The sequence below is a fragment of the Microtetraspora sp. NBRC 13810 genome (assembly GCF_030268685.1).
GTDB lineage: Bacteria > Actinomycetota > Actinomycetes > Streptosporangiales > Streptosporangiaceae > BSRQ01.
The window spans coordinates 43,550-64,295 of record NZ_BSRQ01000018.1 but is presented as its reverse complement, the minus strand read 5'-3'; the positions used below and the strand labels follow the sequence as shown (position 1 = coordinate 64,295).

20 protein-coding genes are annotated in these 20,746 nt (G+C 71.1%); 7 read left to right on the top strand and 13 right to left on the bottom strand.

Annotated features, from left to right (window positions below):
- Positions 1-95 precede the first annotated feature (95 nt).
- Both QSK26_RS41930 and QSK26_RS29800 read left to right on the top strand, forming a co-directional pair.
- On the top strand, positions 96-593 hold the full coding sequence (locus tag QSK26_RS41930) for a Scr1 family TA system antitoxin-like transcriptional regulator (protein WP_352244422.1): 498 nt from the start codon (positions 96-98) through the stop codon (positions 591-593).
- A 146-nt stretch (positions 594-739) separates the two neighbouring features.
- Positions 740-979, top strand: coding sequence for a hypothetical protein (locus QSK26_RS29800; protein ID WP_285778613.1), 240 nt, complete (start codon positions 740-742; stop codon positions 977-979).
- A gap of 275 nt (positions 980-1,254) precedes the next feature.
- Here QSK26_RS29800 and QSK26_RS29795 read toward each other — a convergent pair whose 3' ends face one another.
- Positions 1,255-2,001: a hypothetical protein gene (locus tag QSK26_RS29795; protein WP_285778612.1), complete on the bottom strand. Its 747-nt coding sequence runs from the start codon at positions 1,999-2,001 to the stop codon at positions 1,255-1,257.
- 324 nt (positions 2,002-2,325) lie between these two features.
- On the opposite strand from QSK26_RS29795, the gene QSK26_RS29790 reads away from it, so the two are divergent.
- Positions 2,326-3,204: a hypothetical protein gene (locus QSK26_RS29790; protein ID WP_285778611.1), complete on the top strand. Its 879-nt coding sequence runs from the start codon at positions 2,326-2,328 to the stop codon at positions 3,202-3,204.
- Between the two features lie 123 nt (positions 3,205-3,327).
- On the opposite strand, the gene QSK26_RS29785 is transcribed toward QSK26_RS29790, so the two are convergent.
- The 4 genes from QSK26_RS29785 to QSK26_RS29770 all read right to left on the bottom strand — a co-directional run bounded on the left by QSK26_RS29785 (position 3,328) and on the right by QSK26_RS29770 (position 7,102).
- Positions 3,328-4,095 carry a MerR family transcriptional regulator gene (locus QSK26_RS29785; RefSeq protein WP_285778610.1) on the bottom strand — a complete coding sequence of 256 codons (768 nt, stop codon included), beginning with the start codon at positions 4,093-4,095 and terminating at the stop codon, positions 3,328-3,330.
- Positions 4,096-4,139: 44 nt separating this feature from the next.
- Positions 4,140-4,901: an ABC transporter permease gene (locus QSK26_RS29780; RefSeq protein WP_285778609.1), complete on the bottom strand. Its 762-nt coding sequence runs from the start codon at positions 4,899-4,901 to the stop codon at positions 4,140-4,142.
- 9 nt (positions 4,902-4,910) lie between these two features.
- Positions 4,911-5,723, bottom strand: a complete 813-nt coding sequence (locus QSK26_RS29775) for an ABC transporter ATP-binding protein (RefSeq protein ID WP_285778608.1) — start codon at positions 5,721-5,723, stop codon at positions 4,911-4,913.
- Between the two features lie 128 nt (positions 5,724-5,851).
- Positions 5,852-7,102, bottom strand: a complete 1,251-nt coding sequence (locus QSK26_RS29770; protein WP_285778607.1) for a glycosyltransferase — start codon at positions 7,100-7,102, stop codon at positions 5,852-5,854.
- 260 nt (positions 7,103-7,362) lie between these two features.
- On the opposite strand from QSK26_RS29770, the gene QSK26_RS29765 reads away from it, so the two are divergent.
- Entirely contained in the window at positions 7,363-8,493 is a 1,131-nt protein-coding gene (locus QSK26_RS29765; protein WP_285778606.1) for an FHA domain-containing protein, read from the top strand.
- Here QSK26_RS29765 and QSK26_RS29760 read toward each other — a convergent pair.
- On the bottom strand, positions 8,457-9,356 hold the full coding sequence (locus tag QSK26_RS29760; RefSeq protein ID WP_285778605.1) for a serine/threonine-protein kinase: 900 nt from the start codon (positions 9,354-9,356) through the stop codon (positions 8,457-8,459). The genes QSK26_RS29765 and QSK26_RS29760 overlap by 37 nt on opposite strands.
- A 46-nt stretch (positions 9,357-9,402) precedes the next feature.
- On the opposite strand from QSK26_RS29760, the gene QSK26_RS29755 reads away from it, so the two are divergent.
- Both QSK26_RS29755 and QSK26_RS29750 read left to right on the top strand, forming a co-directional pair.
- A complete protein-coding gene (locus QSK26_RS29755; RefSeq protein ID WP_285778604.1) occupies positions 9,403-10,719 on the top strand; it encodes a serine/threonine-protein kinase in 1,317 nt (438 codons plus the stop codon).
- A gap of 217 nt (positions 10,720-10,936) precedes the next feature.
- On the top strand, positions 10,937-11,422 hold the full coding sequence (locus QSK26_RS29750; RefSeq protein WP_285778603.1) for a MarR family winged helix-turn-helix transcriptional regulator: 486 nt from the start codon (positions 10,937-10,939) through the stop codon (positions 11,420-11,422).
- A gap of 4 nt (positions 11,423-11,426) precedes the next feature.
- Here QSK26_RS29750 and QSK26_RS29745 read toward each other — a convergent pair whose 3' ends face one another.
- Together QSK26_RS29745 and QSK26_RS29740 are read right to left on the bottom strand one after the other, a co-directional pair.
- Positions 11,427-12,038: a GNAT family N-acetyltransferase gene (locus QSK26_RS29745; RefSeq protein WP_285778602.1), complete on the bottom strand. Its 612-nt coding sequence runs from the start codon at positions 12,036-12,038 to the stop codon at positions 11,427-11,429.
- 103 nt (positions 12,039-12,141) lie between these two features.
- Positions 12,142-13,515 carry a GH1 family beta-glucosidase gene (locus QSK26_RS29740; protein ID WP_285778601.1) on the bottom strand — a complete coding sequence of 458 codons (1,374 nt, stop codon included), beginning with the start codon at positions 13,513-13,515 and terminating at the stop codon, positions 12,142-12,144.
- Between the two features lie 296 nt (positions 13,516-13,811).
- Here QSK26_RS29740 and QSK26_RS29735 point away from each other — a divergent pair, with 296 nt between their 5' ends.
- Positions 13,812-14,114: a threonine dehydratase gene (locus QSK26_RS29735; RefSeq protein ID WP_285778600.1), complete on the top strand. Its 303-nt coding sequence runs from the start codon at positions 13,812-13,814 to the stop codon at positions 14,112-14,114.
- 12 nt (positions 14,115-14,126) lie between these two features.
- On the opposite strand, the gene QSK26_RS29730 is transcribed toward QSK26_RS29735, so the two are convergent.
- From QSK26_RS29730 to QSK26_RS29710, 5 genes are all read right to left on the bottom strand, one after another.
- On the bottom strand, positions 14,127-14,888 hold the full coding sequence (locus QSK26_RS29730; RefSeq protein ID WP_285778599.1) for a DeoR/GlpR family DNA-binding transcription regulator: 762 nt from the start codon (positions 14,886-14,888) through the stop codon (positions 14,127-14,129).
- A complete protein-coding gene (gene pdxA / locus QSK26_RS29725; RefSeq protein ID WP_285778598.1) occupies positions 14,885-15,937 on the bottom strand; it encodes a 4-hydroxythreonine-4-phosphate dehydrogenase PdxA in 1,053 nt (350 codons plus the stop codon). Before pdxA ends, QSK26_RS29730 begins: the two co-directional genes overlap by 4 nt.
- The gene (locus tag QSK26_RS29720; RefSeq protein ID WP_285778597.1) at positions 15,934-17,571 is read right to left on the bottom strand and encodes a four-carbon acid sugar kinase family protein; all 1,638 of its coding nucleotides are present in this window, start codon (positions 17,569-17,571) and stop codon (positions 15,934-15,936) included. Before QSK26_RS29720 ends, pdxA begins: the two co-directional genes overlap by 4 nt.
- Before the next feature lie 589 nt (positions 17,572-18,160).
- Positions 18,161-19,525, bottom strand: coding sequence for an LLM class flavin-dependent oxidoreductase (locus tag QSK26_RS29715; protein WP_285778596.1), 1,365 nt, complete (start codon positions 19,523-19,525; stop codon positions 18,161-18,163).
- Positions 19,522-20,745: an SfnB family sulfur acquisition oxidoreductase gene (locus QSK26_RS29710; protein WP_285778595.1), complete on the bottom strand. Its 1,224-nt coding sequence runs from the start codon at positions 20,743-20,745 to the stop codon at positions 19,522-19,524. The genes QSK26_RS29715 and QSK26_RS29710 overlap by 4 nt, the downstream gene beginning before the upstream one ends.
- Position 20,746: the final 1 nt, after the last annotated feature.

Below are 20,746 nucleotides of genomic sequence, written 5' to 3'. Positions count from 1 at the left end.
CTGGTCAAACGGCCGCCAAAGCCCACTTCGGGCGTTGGCGGCCTTCTGACTTCTCCGGCTGATGTCCGTGGTTCGAGGGAGACGGTCGGTTCGCCATCCTCATGGAGGAGTCCGTCCTTCACCATCGAATCGCCGACGACCAGGTCATGGCGGGCCAACCGGGCCAGCTCCTGGAGGGCATGCCGCTCCCATCCATCTCCCTGGAAATCATTCCCTCCGGCGTGCCTCGCGGGCCGGCTACGAGATCGTCTGGGCCCCTCCCGGAACATCTCCTGCCTCACCCACGCCTACCTCGGACAAGCCCGCGTGTTCTCCCTCTCAAGGGAGATCCGGCAATGGCAACCGACCTCTTCGCTTCCGCCCGACCGGCCTGGCCCGCCGTACGTTTCCCAAATCACGCACACAGAGCGCTGACACCGATCCGAGTAACCGGCGCAAGCTCAGTGGTTATTTCAATGAGGCGCATGGCCGCAGAGGTGGCGGTGCCGTTCCGTCCCTTGCCGGACTGTCCCACCAACACAACTCGAGAGAGCCATCTGAGACTGGTAAACAAATCATGTCGACGTTTCTTCTCCGTACAAACTGCAAATTAGTTCGTTTTCGCAGGTCGCCCGAACTACGAGGAGTAGTGGCTAACTACTGAGGGACATTGTCCGACTCGGCTATCCGGCCGGCCCCGGCCCCGGCCGTGGACCTGGCCGCCGTTGACCTCTTCGCAGCTGTGGCGTAGAACTAGATCATGACCTTCAAGGTGCTGGTGTTGGCCACGACTAACACCCAAGTAGAGCCGGAGTATGTTCAACAGCAGGTGGACACCTTCAAAAGATGGGGGATGACCAATACCACCGATGACCGGCATTGGTCCGTAAGGCTGGACCCCAACGATCCCGCCACTTTCGACGCCATCAATGAGATCATGCAGCTGATGGTATATGTCGGACTCGACGGGGGCGGCGTTGACGTTCTGCCCGACCAATAGATTGAATCCCGGTGTAGTTGTCCTCGGTGACCGGGCTTTACTTCGAGGGCGCCACAGTCTTGGACTACTCCGAGTAGCCGGTAACTACTGAGATAAACGCCTGGTGGCGGATGTGCCGGCGTCCAGAGGGCGAGGCCCGACTGGTCAATGAAGCTCTTCACGATGCCGCGTCACCCACGCGTGGGCGGTCAGCTCACATCCGATGGCCCGTTTCGTCAAGAACTACATCAGCGGAAGTCATTCCTTCCAGGAACAGCGCGAATCGCCTGTGCGCATCACCAGCCGCCGGCGATGTCGGCCAGGACGGGCCACGCCTGCGATGGTCCAGCGCCGGGGTGCGGCACGATATCGAGCGCGTCGAGTAGCGCGGCGGTGTCGGCGGTGAGCGCGTCGGCGTCGGCGGGGTGCAGCCGGGCCGGTAGTACCCCGTCGGCGGCGAGGATGGCCGCGATTGCTGCGGCCAGCAGTGCCGGAGGTGCGGCGCGGTAGGGGCGGGCCGCACCTGGGCGCAGGCCGGCCAGGGTGCGGGCGGTGGGGCCGGGCGCGCCGGGTAGCAGTGCGATGCCGTGCCGGGTGAGTAGCTGCGCGCACTCAGCCGGCGCGGGTCCGCTGTGGGTGGGGATGCCTTCGGCGGCCAACACCGCCCTCACGGCGGCGAGCAGGACGCCGGGGCAGTACACCGCCACCCGCGGAAGCTCGGGCGCGGGCGAGGCGTAGCCGGCCGCGGCTGCGGGGTGCCCGTAGTCGCGCGCCGGCGGCGGGCCGGTGTGGCGGACGCGGCCGGTGACGGCGTCGGCGATCCGATCGGCGATGACCCGTACCCGCCCGGCCGTGTCGAGAGCTTGACGGCCGGACTCGCGGATGCGCCTGACCGTGATCGTGAGCGCGACCCCCAGCCACACGATCAGCGCGAGCACCAGGTGCTGCGGGACGGGCAGAAGAGAGCCGATGACGCCGAGCGTCCACCACAGCAGTGGCCGCACCGTCCGCGCGCGCCACCATCCGAGAAAGATATCCGGCATGCGTGCTCCGTTCGTGCCGGGGCGCGGGGCCTGTCCCCGCGTCGTGGCATCACAGTCACAGTGGGTGATGGTTCCGGCGACGAATCCGGGATTCCGGGGCGCTTTCCCGGAATTCCGGGGGCGGGCACGGAAAGCCGGGGCGAGGGCACGACCCGCGCGGGCATCATGGTTGCTCGCACAATGCGCACGAGCAGCCGCAAGGAGTCACGAACGATGTCGTCAAGTCAGCCGCTGGGGCCGGCGCCGCGCCCGTACCCGGTCCCCGCCAGCGCTGTGGAGTTCGGGGAAGCGCTGCGCGGGTGGGCCGGGCTGACCTTGGCGGGCATGCGGGACCGCAGCGACCGGCTACCGATCACCACCACATCGGACTATGAGCGCGGTAAGGCATGGCCCCGCTACGAATGGGTGGCCGAGTTCGTGGTGGTGTGCCTGCGGCACCGGCTCCCGCAGGCCACGCGCGCCCAGCTCGACGCCGAGCTGGTCCACTGGCAGCGGGCATGGACCTACACCGACCGCCATCGCACCGCCGGACCCGCCACCGCCTCACCGGAGCCGGCCCACCACACCGCCCCGCCGCCCGAGGGTGCCGTGCCGGTTCCCGACGCGGTGCCCACACTCGCCCCACCCGCGAGCCCACCTCACCCGCCCGAAACCCCCGGCGGCGCGGCCCCCGATGGGGAGAGCCCCAGGCGTGCACAGTCGGCCCGGTCGTGGTGGTGGGTCGGTGCCGTCGCTGTGGCTGTGCTGGCTGGAGGGGTGGTCGTCGCGGTGCGCGCCGGGGTCTTCGGCGCCGCTCCCGACCTCGCAGCCTCGGAGGTGGCCGGGCCGGCTTCGGCGGTGTTGGCCAGCGGCGCCGTAGAGGCGCTAGGCACCAAGGAAGGCATGGACCTGGACACCGGGCAGCGCAATCCCGACCAGAACGCGGCGGGTGTCGACATCTCGTTCTCGTCCTCGTCGACACACCTGGACGCGATGTCCACGCGCGTTTCTTACGTCGCGCTACCGGCTCCGGTTCCCGAGCAACGGCATCACTGCGCGCAGGCCACCGGCTACGTGCGCTGGTACGCCCACGTCTACACCCTGACCGAGGGCCGGAACGTGTGCGTGAAAACAGATGAAGGCAGGCTTAGCATGCTGACGATCACACGCCGCGCCACTGAGGCGAGCGGAAGCATCAGTTTCCGTTACGTCACATGGCCCTGACAGACAGCCGTTCACCGGAAGGACGGTTCTTGCCGGTTCGGATAGCAAGGCGATGGTCGCAGCCATGACGTCCAACATTGGATGACCGCCGTCGGCGTCCAGGGGTGAGACGGCGGCCGGAGGTCAGCCGGGTGGCTCCGTCAGCCGCTCCGCCCGGGTCCAGCTGGCCCAGCCACGCTCGCGTATCCGGTCCAGAAGCCGCTGCGCCCGCGGGTCGTACTCCAGGGCAAGCGCGTCCAGGAGGTCGAACGGCAGACCGTCGTGCGCCACCTCGCCGGAGGCGTATGCGTGCTCGGCCAGGCCGGCGGCCATGAGGTCGGCGACTTCGTCCAGACGCGGGTCGTCGTCTGCGTCGCTTTCGGACATTTCCGACAGGACCCGATAGAGCCGAACGAATTCCGGGTCATCGAGCTGCGCGAACTTCGCGGGCATGATCTCGCAGATCTGATCGGGCCAGCGAGCCGAGACCAGGATCCACCCGTCCCGCTCACCCTCCACCAACCGCTCTGACACCCCGATCTCCCGGAGCCGATCGAGATAGGAGACCACCTCCGGCTGGAGCGCCAGGCTGTCCCCGGCAGCGAGCTGCGCGATCTGCTTGCGGCTGATCTCAAGCCGTTCGATCTCGTCGCGCAGGTCGCCGTCGATCCTCTGGACCGCTTCGGCGAAGGTCGATGCGTCGGCGTCGAGCATCTGACCGATCTGGGACAGCGGCACGCCGGCGTTGGCGAGGGTGCGGATCTTGATGAGGGACACGACTGCCTTCGCGCCATACCGCCGGTACCCCGAAGCGTCCCGCTCCGGCTCGGGCAGGAGTCCGATCTGGTGATAGTGCCGCACCGCCCGCACCGTGACGCCGGCGTACGCCGCCAGTTGACCGATCGTCAGCATGCTCTGATCATGCCCTCAACTCGCCCGGACCGGTCGACACCGGCTCAGGAGATCCTGCGACGGTAGGAGATATCGGCGAAGATGTAGGCGACGACGAGGATGCCGACGCACCAGGCGAGGGCGATCCAGATGTCGGTGCCGACCGGCTGCCGGGTGAACAGGTCGCGGATCGTGTTGACGATGGAGGTCACCGGCTGGTTCTCGGCGAAGGCGCGTACCGGGCCGGGCATGGTGGCGGTGGGTACGAAGGCCGAGCTGAGGAACGGCAGGAAGATGAGCGGGTAGGAGTACGCGCTCGCGCCGTCCACGCTCTTCGCGGTGAGGCCGGGGATGACGGCGATCCAGGTCAACGCCAGGGTGAAGAGGATCAGGATGCCGGCGACCGCGAGCCAGGCGAGCACTCCCGCCTCCGAGCGGAAGCCCATGAGGAGGGCGACGAGCACGACGACCACCAGCGAGATCACATTGGCGGCCAGCGAGGTCAGCACGTGCGCCCACAGCACCGACGACCGCGCGATCGGCATGGACTGGAAACGCTCGAAGATGCCGCTCTTCATATCCAGGAAGAGCCGCAAGGTGGTGTAGGCGATGCCCGAGGCGATCGTGATGAGCAGAATGCCGGGCAGCAGGTAGTTCACATACGAATCCGACCCCGTGTTGATCGCGCCGCCGAACACGTAGACGAACAACAACAGCATGGCGATCGGCGTGATCGCCGTCGTGATGATGGTGTCCAGGCTGCGCGTGATGTGACGCAGGGAACGTCCCAGCAGGACGGCGGTGTCGCCGAAGAAATGCTTGTTCATCGTGGTCCCTTACGCGTCCGCGCCGACGTTGCGGTCATGGCCGTTCTTGCCGTTGTCGCCGACGAGGGCGAGGAAGACGTCCTCCAGGGTCGGCTGCTTCTCGACGTATTCGACCTTGGCGGGCGGGAGCAGTTGCCTGAGTTCGGTGAGGGTGCCGTTGACGATGATCCGGCCCTCGTGCAGGATCGCGATCCGGTCGGCGAGTTGTTCGGCCTCGTCCAGATACTGGGTGGTGAGCAGCACCGTCGTCCCCTGCCCGGCGAGTTCCCTGACGGCCTGCCACACCTCGATGCGCGCCTCCGGGTCGAGCCCGGTCGTCGGCTCGTCGAGGAAGATGACCGGCGGATCACCGATCAGGCTCATCGCGATGTCCAGGCGGCGGCGCATGCCACCCGAATACGTCGCCACCCTCCGGGCGCCCGCCTCGGCCAGCGAGAAGCGTCTCAGCAGGTCATCCGCGATCTTGCCCGGTTCCTTGAGGTGCCGCAACCGGGCGACCAGCACGAGGTTCTCCCGCCCGCTGAGGATCTCGTCCACAGCGGCGAACTGCCCGGTGAGGCTGATGGACTCCCGCACCTCCGCCGGTTGCGTGGCGACATCGAAACCGTTGACTCGGGCAGTCCCCGCGTCGGCCTTGAGCAGCGTGGACAGGATCTTCACGACTGTGGACTTGCCCGCCCCGTTGGAGCCGAGCAGGGCGAAGATGCCGCCCCGCGCCACGTCGAAGTCCACGCCGCGCAGCACCTGTAACTCCTTGTACGACTTCTCCAGGCCCTGCACGTGGATCGCAGACCCCCGGACCTGATCAGGCGGGATGCTCATGCCTGTCAGCATGGAGGGTTGACGCAGCGTCAGGGTCAAGCCCGCAGGGCAGATTCGATGCAACTGGTCCTCTGGACACCCTGCCCTCGTTCCGCCGCCGGCCACACCGGCTGATCACCGACCGGTGTCTATCCCTGGGCCAGGGTCATCAGGCGCTGCGCGGCGGTTCTGGCGCCGTCGATCCGCACCCGGGCGGCGACGGTCCGGGCGCGGGCCGCCACGTCCGGCCGGAGGGCCTGCTTGAGGGCGCTCGTCAGCGAGCCGGCGGCCGGGGCGCCGGGCGCGTGCGCGACTCCGATCCCGAGGTCCTGGACGCGCCCCGCCCAGTAGTGCTGGTCGTAGAGCTGGGGGATGACGACCTGGGGCGCACCGGCCCGCGCGGCCGCGGTCGTGGTGCCCGCCCCGCCGTGGTGGACGACGGCGGCGACCCGGCCGAACAGCGCCTGCTGGTTGACCTCGCCGACGGACAGGCAGTCGGGTTCGCCGTCCACCGGTGCCAGCCCCGCCCAGCCGCGGGACAGGATCGCCCGGCGGCCGAGCGCACGGGCCGATCCGACCATCACCCGGGCGAGGTCCCCAGGTGCGCGCATGCTGCCGAAGCCGAAGTAGACGGGTGGCTCGCCGGCCGCGAGGAACGCCTCCAGCTCAGGAGACAGCGGACGCTCGTCACGCAGGATCCAGGCGCCCGTCTGGACCACGGTCCGCTCGCCGTCCTCGGGCCACGGCCCCAGCACCGGGTCGGCGGCCAGCCAGGGCCGGTCGGTGAAGACGTGGCTTCGCACGTCGCCGACCGGCGCCAGGCCGATCGACGCCCGATGGGAGTCGAGCGCGGCGCCGAACAGCTCGTTGAAGCGCTCGGCGTCCCGCGCCCACAGCTCGCGGTTGCCGGCGGTCGCGGGCGGCTGCCCCGGTCCGGGCGGCGGGGCGTGGTACGGCGACGGCAGCACCGCGGGGCAGTAGGCGGCGAAGACGTAGGGGATCCCCATCGTCTCCGCCACCGAGCGGGCGGCCATCTGCAGGGCCGTGGCGGCCACGATGACGTCACAGCCCTCGGCCGCCGACGTGATCGCGGGGAACTGGGCGGCGATCGTGGCCTCCGCCATCTGCCGCCGCTGCTCGGGCGAAGGCGGAGCCGCCGGAGCCGCCGAGGCCGACGGTGCTGACGCGGCCGACGGTGCTGACGCGGTCGCGCGGCCGGCGGCGGTCGCGCGCAGTTCGGGGCCGATGGGCACGACGGGGATGCCGAGCCCTTCGATCCATTCGCGGAAGTCGGGCGGCACACACATCCGGACCTCGCAGAGCTTCCGCAACTCCAAGGCGAGTGCCACCAACGGCTGGACGTCGCCACGCGACCCGATGGTGGACAGCAGCACGCGCATAGGAAATCCCCCTGGTGACGGCATGGAACACGGCCGAAGGGCCGGCTGGTGGACATGAGCCGGGATCGGCATCCGTACCGGGCCCGGCCGGCTCACGGCCCCCGATTCTGCGGGATCACCGGGGTCTTGCCGCAAGCCCCCCTCCCACCTGTACGTTGAAAGTGGCGGCAAGGACGAAGCGCCCCTGAGCAGCGCCCCCGCCCGGCGTTCCGCATGACGTTCGAGCCGGCGCGGGCACATACGGAAGAGGTGTCCTCCCGGTGAGACCAGCGGGTGCCGTCGTCGACGTGTCGAACGTCTGCTGGTCACCGCGGATACCTCCGCTCGGCCGGCAGGTGCCGCTGCTGTCCCGGCTGGAGGCGGTGCGCGAGTGCTGGGTCCGCACGTACGGCACGGCGGCGCCGTTGACGCTGATCGGCGATCGTTCGCTCCAGCACACGCTTCCGCCGGGTGATCGGCACCGGTTGCACGAGTCGGTCCGCTCCGGGGAGCTGCGTCTGGTCCCCTACGCCGACCCGGTTCTCCTCGCCCTCGCCCGGGACCGGGGCCTGCATGTGATCAGCTCCGACCGGTTCGTCGACCAGCGGCGCGACCACCCGTGGATCGCCGGCGCCGCCGACCGCTTCCTGAGCTGGACGTACGACACAGCGGACGACACAGCGGGCGACCCAGCGGGACTCCGCCTCGCGCCGAGCGGCATCCGCGAGGTGCCGGAGCAGGACAAGTCCCGGCAGGAGGAGGCCAAGGAGCTGAGCTTCGCGTACAGGATCAATGTGCGTGACGCCGCGCACCGACGGGTTCTGCGCTCCGCGTGGCGTTGCACCACGCCTTCGTGCATCGAGGCGATGTCCTCGCCGGATCGGCTGCTGACCTGGCCGCGGCTCGGCGGCGACGGCGCCGTGCTGTGCCCGTCCTGCCGTCGGCCGCTGGAGGACATCGGGCCGCGCGGGGTCACCAGGGTGATCGTCGTCGCGGACCGGGCCGGCGGCGAGATCATCCGTTTCCCGATCAGTGAGAACCTCGCGCTCGTCATCGGCCGCGGGCGCCTTCCCTACGGCATCAATCTCGACGCACGCGGCCTGCCGTTCCCACGAGCCCGCGCCCGGGTGAGCCGCCAGCATGTGAAGTTGCAGATGTCCGGGACGGCGCGGATGCCACGGCTCACCGCCGTCGATCTGGCCTCGCGCAACGGTACGGCGATCAAGCGCTTCGGCATGCCCGCGGAGCGCCGGCTGACCTCCGGGGAGGAGGTCGTCGTCGGGGACAAGGACGAGCTTCTGCTCGGCGGCGCGGTGCTCGTCCGTCAGTCCGGCCACCGGTTCTCCTCCGGCCTCGTCCTTCCCGAGCTGGATGATCAGGGCGGGTCGGTCACCGAGGGGACCGATTCGTAGCGGGGCCGTGGTGACCGGACGCGGCCGAGCACTGTCGCGTACATACGGACGGGGTGCAGTTCCTCCGCGTCCACGTAGCCGGCGAACGGCGGCAGATCCTCACAGAACGGAACCAGGACCCGGTACACGGCTTCCGCCGAGGGCGGCCTGTCGCCGGGCTTCTCCGCCAGCAGCCGGGCGAGGAGGCGTTCCAGCGCTTCGGGCACCTGACCGGAGGCCGGATCCGGGAGGGGTGGTTCACGGCGGAAGGGGTCGCGTGCCGACGCCGGCGCCGTCGGGCCGGCGGACCGGTCACGTCCGGTGAGCATCTCGTCCAGGACGACGCCGAGCGAATAGAGGTCGCTCCGCGGGCTCGTCGTTCCGTGCCGGGCCTGCTCGGGCGCCATGTACTCCGGTGTGCCGACGACGACGCCGCTCCTGGTCAGCCTGGTGGCGGACAACGCTGCGGCGACACCGAAGTCCAGCACCTTGACCGAGCCGTCCCGGCAGAGCATGAGGTTGCCCGGTTTCAGGTCCCGGTGCACCAGCGAGCCGGCGTGCGCGACCGCCAGCACCGAGCACACCTGGGCGGCGATCGCCGCGGCCCAGGGCACGGGCACCGTGCCCGATTCGGCCAGGATGTCCGCGATCGAGCGGCCGTTGACGAGCTGCATGACCAGATAGAGATCCTTCCCCTCGGTCCCGCAGTCGTAGACCGCCGGCACTCCGGGATGTTCCAGCCGTGCGGTGATCCGCGACTCGCGCACGAAGCGCCGGACCAGCTCGGGGTCCGGCTCGCCACCGGGCAGTTGATCGACGCGAACGAACTTCATCGCGATCGGCCGGTCCAGACGTTTGTCACGGCCGAACCAAACCTCCCCCATACCGCCCTTGAGCCGAGAATCCGGATCGAGTTCGTAACGCCCGTCAATGATCATCCGTTTGTTCGGCACTGTTCACTCCGGCAAGCCTGAATTCCTGATGCAGAACGTACCTTCGCGGCTCCTCCGTATGATTTCCATCGTGCCCCCGAGCCATCCCCCGATTCGGCTGTCGTCCACCCGGCAGACGCTCAGTATCGTCTGGGCGCTCCTTCCGCTGCTCACCCTCGGTATCGGCACGGTGTTCGTCATCGGCTCCGCCGCCGCACGGTTGGCACAACAGAAACTGTGGCTGGCCGCGAGTGGTTATCTGGGGTACTTCGTCTTCGTCATGGTCCTCGCTCCAGGCGTCGATTATCCGCCGCAGGACGAACTGCGGAACACGGTCGCCATGTGGCTCTGGTTCGGCGGCATGTGCGGCGGAGGGACGCTGCACGCGTTTCTCATCCGTAAACAGGTTTTCCAGCCGAAGGCGCAGGTCCCGGATTCACCGACGGACCGCCCGCGACCGACTGACCCGCCGAGTACACCGCCCGGACGTCCGTCGCCGACCTGGGATCCCTGGGGAGCCGCCCCGTCCTCCGGTTTCACCGGTCCGGGCAGGCTGGGGCCGTACATTCTGCTGCAGAAGATCGGCGAGGGGGGCCAGGGGGCGGTTCATCTCGGAAGAGCGCCGGATGGGCAGCAGGTCGCGGTCAAGGTGCTGCATGAACGGTTTCGCGGCAGATCGGAGGAACTCGCCTACTTAATGCGCGAAGTGGCATCCGCTCAGCGCGTGCCCCAGTTCTCGACGGCCCGGATCCTCGACACGGGCATCGAGGGCGACGTCGCCTACATCGTCAGCGAGTTCGTCCAGGGAAACTCCTTGGAGTGGCAGGTGCGCCATGAGGGCCCGCTCGATGTCGGCCACCTGATCCGGCTGGCCATCGCGACCTCGGCCGCGCTCAACGCCATCCACTCCGCCGGGATCGTGCACCGCGATTTCAAACCCGCCAACGTGCTGCTCGGGCCGGATGGTCCCCGGGTCATCGACTTCGGCATCGCCAGGGCCCTGGACCAGGTGAGCACGGCCTCCGCCGGCGTCAGGGGAACCCCGGCGTACATGTCACCGGAACAGGTTTCCGGCCGGTCCGTCGGTCCCCCGTCCGACATCTTCAGCTGGGCATCGTCCATGTACTTCGGCGCCACCGGCCGCCTGGCCTTCGGCGGCGGCACGCAGTTCCAGATCTACGAGTCCGTGCTCCACCACCAGCCCGACCTGCGCGACCTCCCGCCGCCTCTCCGCGACCCCGTGGCCGCCTGCCTGGACAAGGACCCGTCGAAGAGGCCGACCGCCGGCCGGCTCATGGTGGCCATCGCACGCTGACCGGGAGAAGCCGACCGGGAAGACCGGAAGGGCGTTTTCCGCGGCGGTCCGCCGGCGGGGGTACGCGGCTCGTGACGCGAGACCGCGGCAGTTTCTCGAAGTCGCCCGGTCCGAGGTGAACCGTGTGGGTGATCTACGCCGTTCTTATGGAGAAGAACGCGGGCCGGCACGGCAGCCGGCCCGTCCTTCACGCCAGGCGAATGTGGAGAGGCGGCCGATGCGGCGCAGCGTAGGCAAGCAGGCGGATCCCGATCTGGGGATGCTGACCGGCCGGGTGCTGTTCAACCTGCAGAAGGAACTGTTCGAGACGCTGGCCCGGCGCGGCCATCCGGGACTGCGTCCCAGGCACGGCGCGGTGATGGTGTACCTCGACGCCGAGGGCAGCCGGGCCACCGAGCTGTCGCAGCAGTCCGGCCAGCACAAGCAGGTCATCAGCACGCTCGTCGACGAGCTGACCGCGCTCGGCTACGTGCGGCGGGAGCCCGACCCGCAGGACCGGCGGGCCAAGTTGGTGGTGCCCACCGCGCTGGGCCTGGACATGATGTCCACCTCGGACGCCATCGTGGCCGGGATCGAGCGGCGGCACGCGGAGGAGCTGGGCGAGGACGTGTACGCCGGCTTCAAGCGCGCCTTCCAGCGGATCGCCGAGCTCCAGGTCGCCTGGCGGGAGCGGATCCCCGGGCAGGCGACCGGCGAGGCGTGAGCGGTCAGGTCCGCAGGTCCATGGTCATGGTGCTGCCCCGCTCGCCCCGGCGCTCCTCGTGGAAGCCCACCGCCAGGTAGAAGGCGAGGGCCCGCGGGTTGCCGCTGCCGACACCCAGGTGCAGGCCCGGCACACCGCGGGCGCGCAGGGCCCCGGTCAGCGTCTCGACGAGCCTGCGGCCCAGCCCCGCGCCCTGGCCCCGGGGCAGGATGTCGATGTGCAGGTGCGCGGGGTACGGCTCGTGCAGCGGGTCGGCGAAGCGCCGGGGCCGGTGGATGTGAGCGACGCGCCGCCAGTCCTCCGTGCCGTCGCCCGGGTCGGCGGCGAGCTCCGCCGGATACCGTTCGCGCAGGCCCGGCCACCAGGCGTCCTCCAGCCACCGCTCGAACGCCGGCGTGTCCGCGGTGGCGACGATGTACCCGAGCACCCCCTGGTCGTCGCGGGCGACCCAGGTGAGACCGGGGTCGGCGACCGGGTACGGCCCGGCGTAGATGTGCGCGAGCAGGTCCGGGTCGCGGTAGAGGCGGGTGGCGTCCCGGCCCGAGTCGCCGGTCTGGAGGCACACCCGGTACATGCCGGGCAGGTCTGCGAGGTCGTACGGGCGGATCGTGGGCATCGTCGCCTTTCCAGGACGCCGGCCAGGTGGCCGCCGGGGAGGTGGCCGCCGGGGAGGTGGCCGCCGGGGAGGTGGCCGCCGGGAGGTTGCGGGAGGTGGCCGGTCAGGACTGCGGGAACTGCCCGGCCTTCTCCGCCGCGATCCGCTCGGCGAAGTACCGCGCGGACCGCTTGGGGGTGCGCTTCTGGGTGTCGTAGTCGACGCGCACGATGCCGAACCTGCGGTCGTAGCCGTAGGCCCACTCGAAGTTGTCGAGCAGCGACCAGGCGAAGTAGCCCCGCAGGTTGACGCCCTTGCCCCGGGCCTCCAGCGCGGCGTCGATGTGCGTGCGCAGGTAGTTCTCCCTGGCGGTGTCCCGCACGTAGCCCGACTCGTCCGCGACGTCGGGGTAGGCGGCGCCGTTCTCGGTGATGTACCAGGCGGGGCCGGGGTAGTCGCGCTCCAGGCGCAGCAGCAGGTCGGTCAGGGCCTCGGGGGTGACCTCCCAGTCCATCGCGGTGCGCTCGACGTCGCGCGGGACGCTCCTGGACGCCGGCCAGCCGTTGCCTCCCACCGGCGCGGCCTGCACCACCCGGGAGGTGTAGTAGTTGACGCCCAGCACGTCCACCGGCTGGTTGATCAGCCCCAGGTCGCCCTCCTCGACGGGGAGCGGGCAGCCCAGCTCGGCCAGCTTGCCCGCGATGTCGGCGGGGTACTCGCCGCGCAGCAGCGGGTCGAGGTAGAGCCGGTTGCTCATGCCGTCGTCCCAGCGGGCGGCGGCCAGGTCGGCGGGCGAGTCGCTGGCCGGGATCTTGTGCGAGAGGTTGAGCGTGATGCCCACCTCCAGCCCTTCTGAGCGGCCCCGGCTCGCGGCGGCGTCGCGGATCGTCCGGGACGCGAGGCCGTGCCCGAGCAGCAGGTGGTGGACGGCCGCCATGCCGGCGCGGGCGTCCTTGCGGCCCGGCGCGTGCTGGCCGAACACGTAGCCGAGCATGGCCGAGCACCACGGCTCGTTCATGGTCGTCCACTGGCGCACCCGGTCACCGAGGGCGTTGTAGGCGATCTCGGCGTACTCGGCGAACCGGTAGGCGGTGTCCCTGGCCGGCCAGCCGCCCGCGTCCTCCAGCGCCTGCGGCAGGTCCCAGTGGTAGAGCGTGATCCACGGCAGGATGCCCTTGGCGAGCAGCTCGTCCACCAGGCGGTCGTAGAACGCGATCCCGGCCGGGTTGCCGGCGCCCTTGCCGTCCGGCTGAACCCGGGGCCAGGCGAGGGAGAAACGGTAGACGTCCACGCCCAGCCCGGCCATGAGCGCGACGTCCTCGGGCATCCGGTGGTAGTGGTCGCACGCGACCGCGCCGGTGTCGCCGTCCGCCACGGCGCCCGGTGTGGCGCAGAAGGTGTCCCAGATCGACGGGGTGCGCCCGTCCTCACCGACGGCCCCCTCGATCTGGTACGACGAGGTGGCGACGCCCCAGAGGAACTTCGCGTTCTGTGTCATTGACCCTGCTTTCTACGTTCGACAACGAGCACGGTGCACCGGAGATCGACTCCACCCATTGTTCGGTCTCCTCGATCCGCCCGGGATCCGTACGCCGCCACACTCCCGTGCCCCCGGTCTGCCCCCGGTCCGCCAGGGATGCGGCCCGGCGAGGACGCTACTCCACGCCCGTCGCGTCCGGCCGGGCGAGGGTCCCGATGAGGCACGTGCCACGTCATCCCACATAAGGGCCGTTTCATGCCATAAATCCGGGTATGAGGTGATGTGGGGCAATCACGGCTTTCACGGGGGGAACCATGACGGCGTCCACGGAACACCACCCGCACACCGGCCACGAGCACCGGCACGGCGAGGGCTGCGGGCACGTGGCCGTGCCGCACCAGGGCCACGTCGACTACGTCCACGACGGATGCCTGCACCGAGCACACGGCGACCACGCCGACGAGTGCGGCGGCGGCGGGCACACCGTCCACCAGCGGCACGAGCACCGGCACGAGATGGGCTGCGGGCACGTCGCCGTGCCGCACGGGGACCACGTGGACTTCGTGCACGACGGCCACCGCCACGCGATGCACGACGACCACTGGGACGAGCACTGACCGGACCACCGTTCAGAGCGAGGCGATCTCCACGGTGACCCCGGGACACGCCCGGAAGGGGGCCAGCCGCTCCGGGTCCGCCTCGCTGTCGGTGACCAGCGTCCACGGGCGGTCCAGCGTGGTCCACCAGTGGCCGCCGGCCAGGCCGAGCTTGGTGGAGTCGGCCAGCACGTAGACGTCGCGGGCCCGCTCGACCATGAGCCGCTTCAGCGCGGCCTGCTCCGCGGTGCCCTCGCAGACTCCGCGGTCCGCGACGACGCCGTCCCCGCCGATGAAGGCGACGTCGGCGGTGATGCAGCGCAGCGCGCCCTCCGCGATGGGGCCGATCATGCCCAGGCTGACGTGCCGTACGGCGCCGCCGAGCGCGACGAGTTCGACGCCCTCGCTGTCGGCCAGCGCGTCCACGGTGGTGAGGCCGTTCGTGACGACCGTGATGCCCGACCAGGTGGCCAGGCGTTGTGCCAGCGCGCCGACCGTGGTGCCCGCGTCGAGCAGCAGCAACGCGCCCTGGCGTACGTGGCCCTCGGCCACCTTGGCGATGGCGGCCTTGTGGGCGCGGGCCAGCCGTTCCCGTTCGCGCACCGACTGCTCGCCGGGCGCCGCGGACAGCGCCCCGCCGTACGTGCGCACGATCGCGCCCCGGCAGCTCAGCTCCGCGAGGTCCCGGCGGATCGTCGACGGTGAGACGGCGAACATCGTGGCCATCTCCTCCACCGTGACGGGATGCGCCTGGAGCAGGTTCCCGATCCTGGCGCGGCGTTGCTCGGCTTTCACGGCTTCCCTCCCCCTTCGATCTCCCCCGGGTCCGGGTGACGGGGGACGAGTTCCACGGCCTGGCGGATCGCCTCCACCATGCTCGCGTGCCCGGCGCGGCCGGTGCCCGCGATGTCGAACGCGGTGCCGTGGTCCACGCTGGTGCGTACGACGGGCAGGCCGAGGGTGATGTTCACCCCTTCCTCCAGGCCCATGACCTTCACCGGCGCGTGCCCCTGGTCGTGGTACATCGCGACGACGAGGTCGAAGTCGCCGCGTACCGCCCGGAAGAAGACCGTGTCCGCGGCCAGCGGGCCGCGGGCGTCTATGCCGGCGGCGTTGAGCCGCCGGATCGCGGGGACGATCTTCTCCGTGTCCTCGCCCCGGCCGAACAGGCCGTTCTCCCCGGCGTGCGGGTTGATCCCGCACACGGCGACGCGCGGCGCGCGGACCCCGGCCCTGAGCAGGGCGGCGTGCCCGCGGCGCACGGTGCGCTCGACGAGTCCCGGGTCGATCCTGGAGACCGCGTCCAGCAGGCCGAGGTGCGTGGTGACGTGGATCACCCGCAGCCCGGGGGCGCTCAGCATCATCGACACCTCGGGGGTGCCGGTGAGGGCGGCCAGCAGTTCGGTGTGCCCGGGATAGCGGTGCCCGGCGGTGTGCAGCGCCTCCTTGTTCAGCGGGGCGGTGCAGATCGCCTCGACCCGGCCCGCCATGGCCAGTTCCACGGCGCGCTCGACGAAACGGTAGGCGCCCTCTCCCGCCGTCGCGCTCAGCACGCCGAACGGCAGGTCGGCGGGGATGCAGGCCAGGTCCACGCAGTCGATCACGCCTCGCGTGTAGGCACCGTCCTCCGGTCCGTCCACCGGGTGCACGCACCCCTGCCCGCCGACGATCGCGACGGCCCTGCGCAGCCGCTCGGCGTCCCCGACGACCAGCGGCCTGCTGCCGCGGTACACCCAGCGCTCGGTGAGCGCCCTGACGATGATCTCGGGTCCGATGCCCGCCGCGTCGCCCATCGTGATCGCCACGATCGGCCGCCCCGCCCGCTCCCGCCCGCCGGCCTTCACGCCCGCGCCGATCCGGCCCCGGCGCGCCCCGCCCGCCGTACGGCCCGCAACACCCGCACCAACGTCCCCGGGTCCCCGAACCCACCCGCCTTGGTGACGAAAAGCCCTTCCCCTCCCCCGGGCGGCCCCACGCACAACGACGTCTCCCCCGACCGCCCCGCGTGCGACACGTCCTCACCCGATTGCCCCGCGTGCGACACGTCCTCCCTCAGTCGCCCTGCGTGCGATACGTCCTTTCCCGGCCGCCTCTTATGCGGTGAGCCCTCTCCCCACCGCCACGCACGCGACACATCCTCTCCCGACTGCTCAGCGTGCGGCACGTCCTCATCCGGCCGTCCCGCACGCTCTGAGCCCTCTTCCGGGTGCCCGGCACGCGGTGGGTCTTCTTCCGGGCGGCTTGTGAGGTGGCCCGCCACCACGCCTGGCTCCAGTTCGCCCGCTATGCGCAGTTCGGTGGCACCGAGGCGGGTCATCAGCGCGCGGGCGGTCTCCCCGCCGGTCACCGCGAGCACGGCGACCCGGTCCGCGACAGCCGCCGCCACCGCGGCCAGCACCCCGGCCGTCTCCCCCGCGCGGCCCCCGTCCACCCCCGCGTCCGGATCCACGGAGAGCACCACGTCCCCCACGGCCAGCCCCTCCCCGACCGCGCGCACCACGGCTTCGGCGTCGAGGCCGCCGGACTCGGCGACCCCCACGGTGGGCCGGGACATGGCCCCAGGCACGGCCGAAGCCATGTTCGAAGACGTGGCCGGGGGGATGGTGACCGGAGTCCAGCCGGTGGCGACGAGGGCGGCGCGCTGGGCGCGGGCGGTGCCGGAGCGGCTGCCGATGACGGCCAGGGCGGGGCCGGGAGGCACGTGAACCGCCTCCCGGCCCGTTTCCCCCCCTGCCGCGAAGGACCTCCCCCAGGTCCTTCGCGAGGTCCGGCGTCCGGCGCGCTCCCCCTGCGCGCGCATGTGCCGGGCCATGTGCCGGGCCAGGGCGGTGGTGAGGCCCGCGGAGCCGGTGAGGAGGACCGGATGGGCACAGGCCAGGCCCGCGGCCGTGATCGCGGCGAGGTCGTCGTCGGTCTCACCGTCGCAGACCACCGCGTCCACACCGGTCCGGTACGCGTGCGCGAAACACGCACCGAGCGCGTCCGCGTCGCGCACCACGGCGAGGCCGGTCAGCCGCGTGCCGAGCCCCTCCGCCGCCAGCAGTGCGGCGATGTCGCCCCCGGACGGCACGCCGTACAGGTGGACCACGCCCCCGAGGGTGGTCCGTCCCGTGGCGGGGAACGCCGGGGCGATCACGGCGAGCGCCGGGCGGGCGCCGCCGAGGACGGCCGCCGCGGCCGCGACCTCCGCGGCGACGTTGCCGCGGAGCGTGGAATCGATCTTCTTCACGACCCGCGCCCCGGAGCCCGCAGCGCGCAGTACGGCGGCGCGGACGCGTTCCGCGGCGATGTGACCGGGCGCGTACCTGGTGTCCGTGTCCACGGCGACGACCTGCGCGTCCGGCCGGCATGCCGCCGGGGCCACCGACACGACGGTGGGCATCCGGGCCGCGAACGGCGCCGCGGCGTCGGCCGCTCCCGTCAGATCGTCGGCCACGATCACGACCTGTGTCACGACCTGTGTCACGACCTGCGTCACGCCCGCTCCGGCCCAGCGGCTACGCGACCTCGCTTCTTCCTCACCATCCTCTTAGCCACCTCCTGTCGCGGAGGACACCCTCCCCCGACACCGAACCCACCATACTGCTCATTTCGTGCAAAACAAGACATCTATGCATAAAACGTGCATGCCTATCCCCGGGGAGAGGGCTCCTCGCCCCGGGCGGACGGGAACCGGGGCAGGGCGGGGGCGGGGATATGGGCGGCGAGAGCGAGGAGCCGGGGGCGGAGGGGCCTGTGGGAAGGGGACGAGGCGGGGAGCGGACGGGCGGGCGGAACTGGCCGCAGACGTGGAGCCAGTGGGTTGCGAGGGGCCGGTGGGTTGTGGGGGGCCGGTGGGTCAGAGGTGGCGCAGGCAGAACGGATGAGCGGAAATGGGGCCAGAGGGGGCGGTCAGCGGGAGGGGCGGAGTGGGGGGCAAAGGCGGCGGTCAGCGGGGCGGGTGGGTGGAAGTGGGGGCAAAGGCGGCGGTCAGCGGGGCGGGTGGGTGGAAGTGGGGGCAGAGGTGGCGGGGAGGCGGATGGTGGGGTCAGAGGTGGCGGTGAGCGGGATGGGTGGGGGGAGGGGGGTCAGAGGTTGCGGTGGGTGGAGCCGGGGTGGGTGGGGGGGAGGTGGTGGATTCCGGGGCCGAGGAGGCGTTCGCGGAGGGTGGTGTCCTCGTAGGAGGTGCGGTAGCGGCCGCGGCGCTGGAGTTCGGGGACTACCAGGTCGACGAAGTCCTCCGCGGTGCCCGGGGACAGGTACTGCATGAGGTTGAAGCCGGTCGCGCCGGTCTCGTCCACCCAGCGCTCGATCTCGTCGGCCACCGTGCCCGGGTCGCCGGCGACGAAGAGCGGGCCGCCCGCGCCGATCCGGCCGATGGAGTCGAGCACGTCACGCACCCGCAGATCCCTGCCCACCAGGTGGCGGACGGCCCGCTCGGTGAAGTCGCCGCCGCGGGCCACGAGGTCGTCGATCCGCTCGTCCGGGTCGTAGGCCGCGAAGTCGATGCCGCTGCCGCGCTGGGCGAGGAAGCCCTCCACCCGGATGTGCCGTTGCAGGTCGGCGACCTTGGCGTCGGCCTCCTCCTGGGTGCGGCCGACGATGATCGAGGCGCCGGGGAAGACCTTCACGTGGTCGGGGTCGCGGCCGAAGGCGGCGGCGCGGCGCCTGATGTCGGCGATCTCCTCGCGCAGCGCCGCGAGCGACGGGGCCCCGGTGAAGATCGCCTCCGCGTGCCTGGCCGCGAAGTCCTTGCCGCGCTCGGAGTTGCCCGCCTGGTAGAGGACCGGGGTGCGCTGCGGCGAGGGCTCCGACAGGTGCGGCCCGGCCACCCTGAAGTGCTTGCCCACGTGGTCGATCGGGTGCACCTTGGCCGGATCGGTGTAAACGGCGCGCTCCCGGTCGCGGACCACGGCGCCATCCTCCCAGCTCCCCTCCCACAGTTTGTAGAGCACCTCCAGGTACTCCTCGGCGATCTCGTAACGCAGGTCGTGCTCGATCTCGTCGTCGAGGCCGAAGTTCCTGGCGGCGCCGCGCAGGTAGGAGGTCACCACGTTCCACGCCACCCGGCCCTTGGTCAGGTGGTCCAGCGTGGACATCCGGCGGGCGTGCGCGAAGGGCGGCTCGTAGGTGGTGGAGAAGGTCACCGCGAACCCGAGATGGCGGGTCACCGCGGCCATCGCCGGCACCACGAGCAGCGGGTCGTTCGCCGGCACCTGCACCGCCTCGCTGATCGCGGTGTCCGCGCCGCCCCGGTAGCGGTCGTAGAGGCCGACCACGTCGGCGAGGAAGACGGCGTCGAACAGGCCGCGTTCCAGCAGCTGGGCGAGGCCGGTCCAGTACTCCAGGTCGGTGTAGCGGTGCCGCTGGTTGGCGGGGTGGGTCCACAGGCCGTGCTGGATGTGGCCCACGGTGTTCATCTCGAACAGGTTGAAGTGGATGATGCCGGTCACGGTCGTGTGCTCCGCGTTTCGTAGGGGCGGGCGGGGAGGATGCCGTTGAGGTGGAAGTCGCCGACGTCGTGCACCTTGGCGCGGCGCGGGTCGTGCACGGTGTGGGTGCGCGCGTTGCGCCAGTGCCGGTCCAGGTTGTGCGCGCGCAGCGAGGAGCCCGCGCCGGCGAGCTCGAACCACTCGCCGGTCACGCGCAGGGCGGCGGTGTCGGCCTGCGCCCGCGCGGCGGCCATGGCCACCGCCGCCTCGCCCTCCCAGCGGGCCGCCTCCTCGGGGTCCGCGGTGCCGGCGATGGCCTCGCGGGCCTCGTCGACGACGTCCCCGGCGCTCTCCAGCAGGGCGCGCGCGGCCCGGACGAGTACGGCCAGCTCGCCGAACCGCTGGACCACCACGGGATCCTCGACGACCCTCGTGGCCTCGTTCCCCGGCCAGCCGCCCTTGGTGTAGCCGCGCAGGAAGGCCGCGGCGTCGGCGAGCGCGCCTTCGGCGATCCCGGTGTCGATGGCGGCGTGCATGAGCAGCCCGAAGCTGCGGAACGTGCTCGCCCGCCGGTGGGTGAGGTGGCTGGGCACGATCCGCCCGGCGCTCACCCGTACGTCCCGCAGCACCACGGTGCCGCTGGCCGTGGTGCGCTGTCCCATGCCGTCCCAGTCGTCCACGACGGTCAGGCCGGGGCTGTCGCGTGGCACGTACGCCGTGTGGTGGCGGTCCTCGTCGTCCACGGCGATCACCGGGATCCAGTGCGCGAACAGCGCGCCGGTGCAGTAGATCTTGCGCCCGGAGATGAGGAAGGAGCCGTCCGGCGCCGGTCGCAGCCGGGTGCGGAGCCGGGTGCCGTCGGGCGCCCGGTCGTCCACCGCCGCGTTGCCCAGCCGCTTGCCGGCCAGCACCTCGGCGAAGAGGAACTCCTGGAGCTCGGGGGCGCCGTTCTCCTTGAGCGCCTCGACGTACCAGAAGTGGTTCTGCGGGATCTGCCCGATGCTGCCGTCGGCGGCGGACAGTTCCCTGATGACGGCGCCGAGGGTGGCCGTGCGGACGCCGGCCCCGCCGTACGCGGCGGGGACGGTGATGCCGAGCAGGCCGCTGGCCGACAGCGCGTCCAACTCGGCCACCGGCAGGATCCGCTCGGCGTCCCTGCGGGCCGCGCCCTCGGCGAACCCGCGGGCCAGCGTGCGGGCGACCTCCACGGCCTCCTCGTCGGTCTTGATCACGTGAGTCACT

Excerpts from the sequence above, each read along its gene's own strand:
- QSK26_RS29800 (WP_285778613.1), top strand. The coding sequence starts at position 740 with ATGACCTTCAAGGTGCTGGTGTTGGCCACGACTAACACCCAAGTAGAG.
- QSK26_RS29795 (WP_285778612.1), bottom strand. The coding sequence starts at position 2,001 with ATGCCGGATATCTTTCTCGGATGGTGGCGCGCGCGGACGGTGCGGCCA.
- QSK26_RS29790 (WP_285778611.1), top strand. The coding sequence starts at position 2,326 with ATGCGGGACCGCAGCGACCGGCTACCGATCACCACCACATCGGACTAT.
- QSK26_RS29785 (WP_285778610.1), bottom strand. The coding sequence starts at position 4,095 with ATGCTGACGATCGGTCAACTGGCGGCGTACGCCGGCGTCACGGTGCGG.
- QSK26_RS29780 (WP_285778609.1), bottom strand. The coding sequence starts at position 4,901 with ATGAACAAGCATTTCTTCGGCGACACCGCCGTCCTGCTGGGACGTTCC.
- QSK26_RS29775 (WP_285778608.1), bottom strand. The coding sequence starts at position 5,723 with ATGAGCATCCCGCCTGATCAGGTCCGGGGGTCTGCGATCCACGTGCAG.
- QSK26_RS29770 (WP_285778607.1), bottom strand. The coding sequence starts at position 7,102 with ATGCGCGTGCTGCTGTCCACCATCGGGTCGCGTGGCGACGTCCAGCCG.
- QSK26_RS29760 (WP_285778605.1), bottom strand. The coding sequence starts at position 9,356 with ATGGGGGAGGTTTGGTTCGGCCGTGACAAACGTCTGGACCGGCCGATC.
- QSK26_RS29755 (WP_285778604.1), top strand. The coding sequence starts at position 9,403 with ATGATCATCCGTTTGTTCGGCACTGTTCACTCCGGCAAGCCTGAATTC.
- QSK26_RS29750 (WP_285778603.1), top strand. The coding sequence starts at position 10,937 with ATGCGGCGCAGCGTAGGCAAGCAGGCGGATCCCGATCTGGGGATGCTG.
- QSK26_RS29745 (WP_285778602.1), bottom strand. The coding sequence starts at position 12,038 with ATGCCCACGATCCGCCCGTACGACCTCGCAGACCTGCCCGGCATGTAC.
- QSK26_RS29740 (WP_285778601.1), bottom strand. The coding sequence starts at position 13,515 with ATGACACAGAACGCGAAGTTCCTCTGGGGCGTCGCCACCTCGTCGTAC.
- QSK26_RS29735 (WP_285778600.1), top strand. The coding sequence starts at position 13,812 with ATGACGGCGTCCACGGAACACCACCCGCACACCGGCCACGAGCACCGG.